This is a genomic window from Rhizobium sp. NFR03, assembly GCF_900111275.1.
Taxonomy (GTDB): Bacteria; Pseudomonadota; Alphaproteobacteria; order Rhizobiales; family Rhizobiaceae; genus Ferranicluibacter.
In genome coordinates, this window is record NZ_FOGR01000001.1 from 957,011 (window position 1) to 968,844 (window position 11,834).

Below are 11,834 nucleotides of genomic sequence, written 5' to 3' on the forward strand. Positions count from 1 at the left end.
CGACGGGAAAAGCGTATGGACAGGGAACGGCATGAGCGATCTCCACATTGACGACGGAGATCCAGGCGAGCGGAGAAGAGAGAAAGGGCCGAGTGCGGACACCTGTTTCCGTTCCTACGCCGGTATGACCCGGATCAGGTTCATAACGGTTCGGCTCTCGCCATCTCAGCCCTCGAAAGGACACCCGTCGGAATGCCGCCTACCTATGAAAACAAAACGGTTTTTGTCAACACCCTTCCGCACGCTGCCTTTGCACCACCTCCTGCGTCCAAACAGGTGCATTTCAGCGCCGTTAGCTTTGGCCGAGAGAACACATCTTCACCTCGCAAACACGTTTGAACGACAGAGCGATCATCGTCGACTACGCGGTAATGGAAACCTTCAAACCGAGAGCCTTCATGACGCTGAAGAGGGTCGAAAGCTTGGGGTCGCCCTTTTCACTCAGCGCCTTGTACAGCGCTTCACGGGTAAGACCGCTGTCCCTTGCGACCGCTGACATGCCCTTTGCACGGGCGATGTCGCCAAGCGCCACCGCGACGAATTTTGCATCACCTTCTTCTAGGGCCGCTTCAAGATAGGCAAGGCGCTGTTCATCGCTCTTAAGATGATCCTGAATATCAAATTTCGTCGTTTCGATGGGCATGTTCAAATCTCCTTTGCCAGTTTCTTGGCTTCAACGATGTCCTTGGCCTGGCTCGATTTATCGCCACCACACAGGAGGATAACGACCTGACGGCCTTGCTGTAGAAAATAAATGCGATAACCGGGACCGTAGGGAATTCGTAACTCGCTGACACCCTCACCGACTGGCTTCACATCACCGAAGTTGCCGGTTTCTATCCGGCGAATGCGCGTGACGATTCGTGCCACGGCGTTGTGATCGCGAAGGTCGCCGACCCATTTGGCAAAGACAGGGGTTTGGCGGACTTCGATCATTTGTTAACTGTAGTTAACAGCCTTGATGCTGTCAATCTCGGCGGCATCACGTGCGTTCGGAACGTCATTCGAAGCATGTGGAATGGGATGCCACAGCAGCGAAACAGAGGTTCACGAGGCTCTTGCACAGCGCACAAAACCCGCGATAGAGACGACGGAAGGCGCCGGGGCGAACGGCCCGAAACAATCAGGGATACCGACATGACGATGACGCAGACCCGACTGGAGAAGGCCGTTGCCGTGATCGAGGAGGCGATGGAGATGGCGCTTGGCTTCTTCGAAACCCGCGCGACGATTGCGACGGGCGCCAAAGGCTTTCAGGACTTCGTGACCGAGGCCGACACGAGCGTCGAGCGGCTTGTCCGCGAACGGCTGGCGGAGGCCTTTCCGGGCGAAGCTGTGGTCGGCGAGGAAATGGGCGGCGTCGGCGGCAATGCCTACTGGATCATCGACCCGATCGATGGGACGGCGAACTTCCTGCGAGGCTCACCGCTCTGGGGCATCTCGCTTGGCCATGTCACCGACGGCCGGCCGGATCTCGGCGTCGTCGCCATGCCGGTGTTTCGCGAGATCTACGCCGCAGCCGACGGCACGGGCCTGATGCGCAACGGCAAGCCGGTGACGCGCACCGTGCCGTTCGAGGATGTCAGGGTCATGTCGCTAGGTGACGCCTCGCCTGATGAGGCCGAAGAGGTCGCAGCCCTCACCGTCGGCCTGCGTCATGCCGGCTGGGTGGTGCAGTCGATCCGCTCGACCTCTATCGGCCTGCTCTTTGCCGCACGCGGGACCTATGATGGCCACCTTCAGATGTACACGACGATGTGGGACATTGCCGGCGGCGCCGTCATCGCCCGCGAGGCGGGGCTCGAGGTGCGCATCGGCACGCGACCCGGCACCGATGTCCCGTGGATTGCTGCCGGCACGGCGGCGCTGATCGCCGATACCGAACCGCTCTGGCCGCATATCGCCGTCACACTCGACCGTCCCGAGGTCGTGGCCGCCGAGTAAAGCCGCTCAGCCTGGGCGCGGCCAGCAGCGGATCCCGCCTGTCAGGGTCTCGAACAGCTTCGACAGCTTCAGCACCGCGAGATCCGCAAAACGCGGACCCACGATCTGCAGCCCGATCGGCATTCCCGAGATGGAAAAGCCCGCAGTGATCGACGCCGCCGGCTGCTCCGACATATTCCACGGCACGGTAAAGGCGATGTGCTCGAACGGTCGTTCCGGATCGTTCGTCGGCGAGGCCCAGTCGGCCGGGTACGAGACGACCGGATTGGTGGGCGAGATGACGGCATCCACCTTTGAAAAGAGCTTTGCCGCCGCCCTGCGCATCTCCATCGTCTGCCCGAAGCCTGCAACGGCCTGAACCCCGGTCACGTCGGCACCCTTTTCCGCCCAGGCATGGATGTAGGGCAGGATCATTGCGCGGCGCTCGGCTGTCAGGCCCCGGATGTCGCCCCAGAACTTCGCTCGCCAGAAATGGTCGAGCCCGTCCAGCATTGCCCGCGTCATCACCGGCCCGACCTCGATGATCTCGGCTCCCGCGGCCTCGAAGTGCCGGGCACCTGCGATAATGGCTGCCTTTACCTCCAGCTCTGCGTCCAGCCCGCAGCCGGCATCCAGCATCAGGCCGATCCGCATGCCCCTGACGTCGATGTCGAGATCCATCCAGTCGATGGCGTTCGGCGGCAGGCTCGTGGCATCGCGTTCGTCCGGTCGGGACAGCGTCGACATGGCGAAAGCGGCGTCCTCGACCGTTCGCGTCATCGGCCCGGCGCAACGGCCGACGTAATAGGGATCGATCGGGATGCGGCCATTGCTAGGCTTGAAGCCGAAGAGCCCCGTCCAGCCGGCAGGCAGGCGAACCGATCCACCGATATCCGTGCCGATATGCAGCGGCCCGTATCCGGCCGCACCGGCCGCAGCGGCACCGGCGCTCGATCCGCCAGGGTTCATGGCCGTATTCCAGGGGTTCCGGCTCAAGGGGTGAAAACTCGACAGGCCGGAGGACAGCATGCCGTAGTCGGGACAGGTGGTCTTGGCGAAGATGACAGCGCCATCCTCCCGCATCCGGGCGGCAACGGGCGCGTCGGCCTCGGCCGGCGTCAGGACCGTCGCGGCCGTGCCGAGCGGCACGGGCGTACCCTTCGTGGCGATCAGCTCCTTCAGCGTCACGGGAATGCCGTCGAGCGGCCCAAGCGGCTCGGCCCTCAGCCAGCGCGCGGTGGACACTGCCGCTTGGGCTCGCGCCTCTTCCGGGTCATAGGCATAGAGCGCCGCCACGGACGGCTCGAAGGCCGCGATCCGCGCCTCGACGGCCAGCCAGTATTCGGAAGGCGATAGCGAGCGGTCCGCGAAACGGGCGCGCAGCTGCGGAATGGTGGCATCGAGAAGGTCGGTCATATCGTGTCCATCATACCGGCGTGTTCATTTCCAGCAGCATTTCCGCACAGTGGCAGGCCGTCTGGCGATCGCGCATCTGCGGCCCGCCCTCGAGACTGCGCAATTCCGGCCGCTCGGTCGCACATCGTCTCATGGCGAGCGGACAGCGGTTTCGGAAGCTGCACCCCACGCCGAAATCGATCGGCTCCGCCACCGTCACGGGCGGGCGATCCGGCCGGCCAAAGCGGGTCACATCCGGCTCGGCATCGGCGAGAAGCCTCGTATAGGGATGCAGCGGACGCGCAAAGACGGCCTGCGCCGGGCCGCTCTCCACCAGACGCCCGCAATACATCACGCCCACGCGGTCGGCGACGGCATCGACGACGGCGAGATTGTGCGTGATGAAGAGAAACGTCACCCCGCGCCGGTCGCGCAGGTCCATCAACAGGTTCAGCACCTGCGCCTGCACCGAAAGATCGAGCGCGGAGACCGCCTCGTCGGCCACGACCAGCTTCGGCTCGGTGATCAGCGCCCGGGCAATCGCGATGCGCTGGCGTTGCCCGCCGGAAAACGCATGCGGATAGCGTGCCGCATGGTCGGGCGAAAGACCCACGGCCTCCAGCATCGCGGCAACCCGGTCACGGCGCTCCGCACGGCCCGGCTTCACCTTCAGCACATGCAGCGGTTCGGCGACGATGCGACCGACCGTATGGCGGGGATCGAGCGAGCCGAACGGGTCCTGGAACACCATCTGGAAGTCGCGCCGCTTTCGCTTGAGATCCCGATCCGAAAGGCGAAACAGGTCTTCGCCGTCGAACGACACGCTACCGGAGGTCGGCCGGTCGAGCGCCATGACGAGACGGGCAAGCGTCGACTTGCCACAGCCGGACTCGCCGACGATGCCATGGATCGTCCCCGGCGCAACGGTCATGCTCAGATCATCCAGCGCGCGGGTCGTCTGCCTGCCGCCGAACAGGCCACCGCTTGCGTAATTGCGCGACAGGTTGCGGATATCGAGAAGCGGCACCGCGCTCATGACGTGGCCTCCTCAAGCGCCCGGATGCAGCGCACGCCGCGACCGGGCCGGACGAGCGTCCACGCCGGCTCGCCGGAATGGCAAGCGGTTACGACGTCGGGACAGCGGTCGGAAAAGCAGCAGCCGGGCGGAAGCGCCGCGAAAGAGGGAACCGCGCCGGGAATGGTCTGAAGCCGCGCGCCCGACGCGTGGCGCCGGGGTACGGCCCGCAGCAGGCCGCGGGTGTAGGGATTGAGCGGCGATGTCAGCACGTCGCGCGTCACCCCCTCCTCCATGCGCCGGCCAGCATAGAGAACGAGGGTGCGGGCGCACATGCGGGCGATCACGCCAAGATCGTGGCTGACGAGGATGAGCGCCATGCCGGCATCCCGGGTGAGGTCGTCGAGGATATCCAGCACCTCGGCCTGCACCGTCACGTCGAGCGCGGTCGTCGGCTCGTCCGCGATCATCAAGGCCGGCTTCATGGCGAGCGCAATGGCGATGCCGACCCGCTGTCGCTGCCCGCCGGAAAGCGCATGCGGATAGGTCCGCGAGAGCCGTGTGGCATCCGGCATCCGCACGCGGTCGAGAAGCGTGATCGCCTCGCGCCGCGCCGCTTGCCAGGAAAGACCCTCCTGAACCACCAGCCCCTCGGCGATCTGGTCGCCGACCGTCATAGAGGGATTGAGCGCCGTTAGCGGCTCCTGAAAGATCATGCCGATGCTGCGTCCGCGGACAGTGCAGAGCGTATTCTCGTCCATCGCCAGGAGGTCGCGGCCCTCCAGCAGGATACGGCCCGTCGCATGCGCCGCCGGTGGCAGGAGCCCCATGATGGCGAGTGACAACAGCGACTTGCCGGAGCCGCTCTCTCCGACGATGCCGAGCGTCTCACCGGCATAAAGCGTGGCATCGATATCGGTCAGGATCGGCTGTCGCCCGCCATCGGCCACGTCGATGAAGATTGCGAGGTCTTCGATCTGGAGCAGCGGCGATACCATCAGCGGCCCTTCTCGCGCGGGTCGAGCAGATCGCGCAGGCCATCGCCGAGCATGTTGAAGCCGAGCACGGTCAGCGCGATGGCAAGGCCGGGCAGGATGGCGAGCCACGGCGCGCGACCGAGATAGGTCTGGGCATCGGCGAGCATCCGTCCCCATGTCGGCGCAGGGGGCGCCATGCCGAGACCAAGGAAGCTGAGGCCGGCTTCGGTGAGGATCGCAAGACCGAGCTGGATCGTCACCTGCACGATGATCTGGTTGGCGATGTTGGGCAGGACATGATCGACCGTGATGCGGATGCCGCCCTTGCCAGCGCCGCGCGCCGCAAGCACATAGTTCCGCGACAAGACTTGCAACGCGGCGCTGGCCGTCACGCGCGCAAAGACCGGCACCATGAACACGGCAATGGCGATGATGGCGGTGCGGCGGCCCGTGCCGAGCAGCGCGCCAAGCATCATGGCTGAGAGGATGGGTGGCAGCGCGAAGATCACGTCATTCGCCCGCATCATGATCGCCTCGAACCAGCCGCGCCGCGCCGCAACCGTGACCCCGATGAGCGTGCCGGCGAACGCACCCATCGTAACGGCCAGAACAGCGATCGACAGGGAGTTCCAGGCGCCGACCATCAGCATGGAGGCAAGGTCACGGCCAAGATGGTCCGTACCGAGCAGTCCCTGCGCCAACGGCGGTTTCAGTTTTTGCACGATGTTCAGCTTGCCCGGCGGCAGCGGCGTCCAGACGAGCGACAGCAGTGCGATCGCACCGATGAGGCCGATCAGCAGGCCTCCGATCACGAGATTGCCACGCGATACCGCCCGCCGCAGTTTTCCCCGCGATGGCACGATTTGGCCTGTGCCGGAGGGTATCACCGCGCTCATGCGCGCTTCCTCAGGCGCGGGTCGAGCGCGAGATAGGAGAGATCGACAAGAAAATTCATGACGATGACCAGCGCGGCGAAGAAGAGAACGACATCCTGCATGACGATAATGTCGCGCTGGGACAATGCCTGAAGAGCCAGACGCCCGAGCCCCGGCAGGTTGAAGACATTTTCGACCAGCACCGCGCCGGCGATCAGGAAGGTGAACTGCAGCCCGAGAATGGTCACCACCGGCACCAGAGCATTCGGCACCGCATGACGCCACAGCGCCTTATGCCGTGGCAGCCCCTTGGCGCGCGCCGTCCGAACGAAATCCTCGTTCATCACCTCGATGACGGCCGAGCGCGTGACCCGCGTGAGCACGCCCGCCTGCGGCAGAGCGAGCGCGACCGCCGGCAGCACCAGCGCGCCGAGCGCCGGCATCAACCCTGCCTGCCAGCCGGGAAAACCGCCGGAGGGAACCCAGCCGAGCGAAACGGAAAAGACCAGCACCAGCAGCAGCCCCACCCAGAAACCGGGAACGGCGATGAACATCTGCGACAGCAGGCCCGCCGCGTAGTCCACCGCGCCATTCCGCCGGGCAGCCGATGCGACGCCGAGTGGAATGGCGATGGCGACCGAAAGGAGGATGGCGATAAAGGCGAGCGGCAGCGTCACCGCCAGTCGCTCGGCGATCAAGCCGGCAACGGGTACGCCATAGGTATAGGACGTGCCCAGATCGCCCGTCGCGACGCCGGCGAGCCATGAGAGATATCGCAGCGGCAATGGCTGATCGAGCCCAAGCTCCCGCCGCAGAGCTTCCAGCGTTTCCGGCGTTGCCGACGTCCCCAGCATGATAGCCGCAGGATCGCCCGGCAGCACGTCCATGACGAGGAAGATCAGGGCGGAGACGGCAAGGAGCGTCAGGAACAGGCTGGCGAAACGCCGCAGAAGCAGGCCGGTCATGGCATCGACCGACAGCGAGAGAGGTATGATGACGGCGTCGGGTCGACCTCGATCGTCGCGCCCGCGGCCGGCCCCTCATCCGGCTGCCGCCATCTTCTCCCCGTCAGGACGGAGAGAAGGGACATGGAGCGACCGTTTTCCAAACCCGCGACCGAGGCGCATGCCACGTCCCCTCTCCCCGCAAGCGGGGAGAGGGTTAGGGTGAGGGGCTGCCAGGGAGCTCGGCGTCTGCGGTAGGGCGGCCCCTCATCCCGGTGCCACGAGTGGCACGCGCCATTTACGCCCGCGAACGCCGAGCACGCTCTCGCCTCCACTGCCGCCATCGCGCATGACACACTCGCTGTCATTCCTCCCAATAGACCTCGCTCAGCACATTCGAAGGGATCGGCTCATTCCCCCAGAGGCCCTTCAGCTTGGCGTTCCACACGCCAAGCTTCGGCAGGACGAACAGGAACAGCGCCGGCACGTCCTCGGCGAGGACCTTTTGCGCATCCTGATAGAGCGCATCCTGCTCGCCCACATCGGTCGTCGCCTCGATCTTGTCGATGATCGCCGAGAATGCCGGGTTCCTGTAGTTGAAGTAGTAGGGATCGCGAGCGTAGATATCGATGTCCATCGGCTCGGCATGGGCGACGATGGTCATGTCGTAATCCGCGCCTTTCAGCACGTCCTGCACCCATTTTGCCGGAAACTCGGTCGGCTCGATGGTCATGGTCACGCCGATCTCGGCCAGCATCGCCTGCATCACTTCCGCGCTGCGCGGCGCGTAAGCCATCTGCGGCGTCTTGATCGTAAAGGCGAAGCCGTCGGGATAACCCGCCTCCGCCAGAAGCGCCTTTGCCTTCTCCACGTTGTAGGGATGCGTGCCGGTGAGATCGACATAGCCACGATCGTTCGGCGTATAATGGCTGCCGATAGCCGTGCCGAGGCCGGACCATGCGCCGTCGATCACGGTCTGCCGGTCGATCGCCATCATCAGCGCCTGCCGCACGCGCTTGTCGTCGAAAGGTTTGCGGGCATTGTTCATGCCGGCGACGACCTTCAGCTCGGTATTGCCGATGACGGTCACGAGGTCGGACTTGTCCTTGAAGCTTTCCATCAGCTCAGGCGCGGCGAACTCCGGAAAGGCGTCGACGCCGCCAGTCGTCACGGCCGCGGCCTGCGCCTGCGCATCGGGGATGAAACGGAAGGTCACGGTCTCCAGCCGGATTTTCGTGTCCTTGTTCCAGTAGTTCGGGTTGGCCGCCAGCTCCACCCGGTCGCCCTTGGTCCAGCTGACAAAGGTGAAGGGGCCGGTTCCCACGGGCTTGATCTTGTCATCCGCGGCACTCTTCGTGCCGACCATGACGGAGGCCGGCCAGCCGAGCCAGTAGATAAGGCTTCCCTGCGGCTTCTTCAGCTTCAGCACCAGCGTCGTCTTGTCCGGCGTCTCGATCGTGTCGATCGCGGCGAAGAAGCGCTTCTGTCCATTGGTCGAATCCGGCCCCCGGGCACGATCGAGCGAGAACTTCGCGACCCCGCTGTCGAAAGCTTCGCCATCGTGGAAGGTCACACCCTCCCGCAGTTTGAACGTATAGGTCAGCCCATCCGGCGAGATCTCCCAGCTACGGGCGAGCTGCGGCACGATCTTGCCCTCGCGGTCGATGGCGACCAGCCCCTCGAACACGTTCTGCCAGGTCACCTGTCCGATGGCGACCGGTGCTGCGACGGTGGGATCGAGGCCCTGCGGCTCGACCGACATGCCGAGCACCAGCGATGTCCGGGCAGCCAATGCACCTTCGGAAGAGAAGAGCAGCGCCGTGCAAAGCGCTGCCCCGGTCAGGATCGCGCGGATCCCACGGATCGTGCCCACCCGGGTCGTGCTCATGTCGAAACGCTTCATCTTCGTTCCCTCGTTACAGCCTTCCCGAGGCCTTCATGAAGGGAGTGTGTCAGCTTGATCGATATGGCACAACGGGAAAATGCGGCAGTGCACCGTCGTGGTTGCACCCGCTCTGAAGCACCGCCGCTTTCGCGCAAGGCGTTCGCGGCATAAGCTTTCGCATGCTGATTCATCAGGGCGCAGCCCGCAACGAACGGATAGACGTCTTTCTCGCCTGCTGGCTTGCCGGCATCGCGGGCGCGTTGAATGCGGCTGCCTTCTATGCCATCGGCTTCTTTGCGGCCAACATGACAGGCAACGTCTCCGCCCTTTCCGATCACATCGCCACGTTTCAGGGCTGGTCCAGCCTGTTCTACCTGTCGATCGTGCTCGTCTTCATTCTGGGCTCGACGGTATCGTCGCTGATCATCAATGCCGGCCGCAGACGCGGCATCGGCGGCATCTATGCGTGGTGCATCCTGCTCGAGGCGCTGCTGCTCGCACCGCTCGGCCTTGCGGATGTTTTCGTCACGGCCACGTGGCGCGTCGAGATCCTGGTTCTGGGCCTCGCCTTTCTGATGGGCTTGCAGAATGCAACGGTTACCCGCATCTCCGATGCCCGCGTGCGCACCACCCATGTTTCGGGCATGGCCACCGATATCGGCATCGAGATTGCCATTGCCATCGACATTCTGCGCGGTCGCGACGTATCAGGCGAGGCGGCCAGCAACCGCGCCAAGCTACGGCTGCACGTCTATACGATCGGGGCCTTCTTCAGCGGCGGCGTTGCGGGTGTTCTGATCTACCAGTCTGTAGGCGGCGTGCTGCTTCTTGCGGCAAGCCTCCTGCTCCTCGTCATCGCGCTCGATGCGTTGCGCCGCGCAGGCAAGCCGATGCGGACCGCGCCCGGCTCTTCGATCGATCACAAAGAAACGGTAATACCGCCATCGACATAGAGGACATGGCCGTTCACGAAGGAGGATGCGGCGGACGACAGGAACACGCAGGCGCCGACCAGTTCCTCCACCTGCCCCCACCGCCCTGCCGGCGTGCGCTTGCCGAGCCACGTCGAGAACTCCGGATCCGCAACCAGCGCGGCGTTCAGCGGCGTCTCGAAATAGCCGGGCGCAATCGCATTGCACTGGAGGCCGTATCGCGCCCAGTCCGTCGCCATGCCCTTGGTGAGGTTCGCAACCGCTCCCTTCGTCGCGGTGTAGGGCGCGATCGACGGGCGGGCAAGCGCGCTCTGGACGCTGGCGATATTGACGATCTTGCCTGTGCCACGGCCGATCATATGACGCGCCACCGCCTGCCCCACATGAAAGACGCTGGCGATATTGGTCTGCAACAGCCGCTCGAAGGCCTCCGCCGGAAAATCCTCGAGCGGCGCCCGGTGCTGCATGCCCGCATTGTTGACGAGAATGTCGATCGGCCCGACTTCAGCCTCGAACCCGTCGATGGCGGCCCGCACGGCATGATGATCCGTCGCGTCGAAAGCGAGGCTGCGTGCGCCCGGCACCCCGGCAACCGCCGCCGCCAGCTTTGCCGCGTCCCGCCCGTTGAGCACCACCTCCGCGCCTGCCGACTGAAGCCCGCGCGCCAGTGCAAGCCCGATGCCTTGCGAAGATCCGGTAACCAGAGCACGGCGCCCGGTGAGGTCGAAAAGGTCCAGGCTCATTCTTCTGTCTCCACTCGTGTCGTCATTGCCGTTTGACGGCGATCCGGAATTTGCGCCTCGATGGCCGCCTTGTCGATCACCGACCGGCGCGCACATCCCAGTCCTGCCGGTTGAGACAACCGATATAGTCGCGATACAGTCGGGAAAGGTCCGTACCCGTCATGACAAATCTCCTCGTCGCCCCAGATAAGGGAGCGCGGTGGGGAAAGCCTAGAGAGAGGAGTTAGAGCGCCATGTCGTTTTTCGAAGCTATCGATCCCGTGTTTTCGACCTATGTGCTGGGCAATGCGCCGGTGAAGCAACTGGCGACCGGCTTCGACTGGGTCGAGGGTCCGGTCTGGTTCGGGGACCTCAACTGCCTCCTGTTTTCCGACATCCCCAACGACCGCATATTGCGATGGTCGCCGGATGGCGGGCTCTCCACCTTTCGTGCGCCGTCGAATTTCTCCAACGGCCAGACCCGAGACCGTCTCGGTCGCCTCGTCACCTGCGAACACGGCACACGCCTGGTGACACGCACGGAATATGACGGGACCATCACGGTCATCGCCGACAGCTTTGAAGGCAAACGCCTGAACTCTCCGAACGACGTCATCGTCGCCTCCGACGGCAGTATCTGGTTCACCGACCCGATCTACGGCATCTTCAGCGATTACGAGGGGCACCGCGGCGAACAGGAGCTGCCCTGCAATGTCTACAGGGTCGATCCCTCAGGCGGCATTCAGGCGATGCTCACCGACTTCCGCTCTCCGAACGGCCTTGCCTTCAGCCCGGACGAACGCCGGCTATACGTCGCCGATACCGGCCTGCCGCACAGCGACGATCCTCGTCATATCCGTGTCTTCGATGTCGCCGACGATGGCCGGCTTTCGGGCGGCGACGTCTTCCACGTCATTTCTCCTGGCGCCGCGGACGGGATCCGGCTGGATAGCGAGGGCAATGTCTGGTCGTCCGCCGGCGATGGCGTGCACTGCATCGCGCCGGATGGACACCTCATGGGCCGCATTCTGTTGCCGGAGCGCGCTTCCAATCTCTGCTTCGGCGGACGCGCCCGACACCGCCTGTTCATCACGGCAACGACGAGCCTCTATGCGATAGCGCTCAACCGGAGCGGCGCCCTCTGAACATCACGGGGCGCCGGCTGG

12 protein-coding genes and 1 riboswitch are annotated in these 11,834 nt (G+C 64.4%); of the genes, 3 read left to right on the forward strand and 9 right to left on the reverse strand.

The genetic code is table 11. The features are described from left to right. Window positions 1-94: 94 nt before the first annotated feature. A riboswitch (TPP riboswitch) is annotated at window positions 95-198 on the reverse strand. 163 nt (window positions 199-361) lie between these two features. Together BSG19_RS04505 and BSG19_RS04510 are read right to left on the reverse strand one after the other, a co-directional pair. After that, on the reverse strand, window positions 362-643 hold the full coding sequence (locus BSG19_RS04505; protein ID WP_092985178.1) for an addiction module antidote protein: 282 nt from the start codon (window positions 641-643) through the stop codon (window positions 362-364). 2 nt (window positions 644-645) lie between these two features. Then, on the reverse strand, window positions 646-936 hold the full coding sequence (locus tag BSG19_RS04510) for a type II toxin-antitoxin system RelE/ParE family toxin (protein WP_092985180.1): 291 nt from the start codon (window positions 934-936) through the stop codon (window positions 646-648). A gap of 207 nt (window positions 937-1,143) precedes the next feature. Between BSG19_RS04510 and BSG19_RS04515 the strand changes: the two genes are divergently transcribed. Continuing rightward, complete coding sequence (locus tag BSG19_RS04515; protein WP_092985633.1) at window positions 1,144-1,944, forward strand: inositol monophosphatase family protein; 801 nt, start codon at window positions 1,144-1,146, stop codon at window positions 1,942-1,944. Between the two features lie 6 nt (window positions 1,945-1,950). Here BSG19_RS04515 and BSG19_RS04520 read toward each other — a convergent pair whose 3' ends face one another. The 6 genes from BSG19_RS04520 to BSG19_RS04550 form a co-directional block, all read right to left on the reverse strand. Continuing rightward, window positions 1,951-3,339: an amidase gene (locus BSG19_RS04520; protein WP_092985182.1), complete on the reverse strand. Its 1,389-nt coding sequence runs from the start codon at window positions 3,337-3,339 to the stop codon at window positions 1,951-1,953. Between the two features lie 10 nt (window positions 3,340-3,349). Then, a complete protein-coding gene (locus tag BSG19_RS04525; protein ID WP_092985184.1) occupies window positions 3,350-4,354 on the reverse strand; it encodes an ABC transporter ATP-binding protein in 1,005 nt (334 codons plus the stop codon). After that, on the reverse strand, window positions 4,351-5,331 hold the full coding sequence (locus BSG19_RS04530; RefSeq protein ID WP_170865857.1) for an ABC transporter ATP-binding protein: 981 nt from the start codon (window positions 5,329-5,331) through the stop codon (window positions 4,351-4,353). Before BSG19_RS04530 ends, BSG19_RS04525 begins: the two co-directional genes overlap by 4 nt. After that, on the reverse strand, window positions 5,331-6,206 hold the full coding sequence (locus BSG19_RS04535; RefSeq protein ID WP_092985186.1) for an ABC transporter permease: 876 nt from the start codon (window positions 6,204-6,206) through the stop codon (window positions 5,331-5,333). Before BSG19_RS04535 ends, BSG19_RS04530 begins: the two co-directional genes overlap by 1 nt. Next, entirely contained in the window at window positions 6,203-7,150 is a 948-nt protein-coding gene (locus BSG19_RS04540) for an ABC transporter permease (protein WP_092985188.1), read from the reverse strand. Before BSG19_RS04540 ends, BSG19_RS04535 begins: the two co-directional genes overlap by 4 nt. A gap of 343 nt (window positions 7,151-7,493) precedes the next feature. After that, window positions 7,494-9,017, reverse strand: coding sequence for an ABC transporter substrate-binding protein (locus BSG19_RS04550; RefSeq protein WP_092985637.1), 1,524 nt, complete (start codon window positions 9,015-9,017; stop codon window positions 7,494-7,496). A gap of 176 nt (window positions 9,018-9,193) precedes the next feature. On the opposite strand from BSG19_RS04550, the gene BSG19_RS04555 reads away from it, so the two are divergent. After that, the gene (locus BSG19_RS04555) at window positions 9,194-9,967 is read left to right on the forward strand and encodes a YoaK family protein (RefSeq protein WP_092985192.1); all 774 of its coding nucleotides are present in this window, start codon (window positions 9,194-9,196) and stop codon (window positions 9,965-9,967) included. Here BSG19_RS04555 and BSG19_RS04560 read toward each other — a convergent pair. Then, window positions 9,934-10,689, reverse strand: coding sequence for an SDR family oxidoreductase (locus BSG19_RS04560; protein ID WP_092985194.1), 756 nt, complete (start codon window positions 10,687-10,689; stop codon window positions 9,934-9,936). The genes BSG19_RS04555 and BSG19_RS04560 overlap by 34 nt on opposite strands. A gap of 233 nt (window positions 10,690-10,922) precedes the next feature. Here BSG19_RS04560 and BSG19_RS04565 point away from each other — a divergent pair, with 233 nt between their 5' ends. Continuing rightward, window positions 10,923-11,813, forward strand: coding sequence for an SMP-30/gluconolactonase/LRE family protein (locus BSG19_RS04565; protein ID WP_092985196.1), 891 nt, complete (start codon window positions 10,923-10,925; stop codon window positions 11,811-11,813). Window positions 11,814-11,834: the final 21 nt, after the last annotated feature.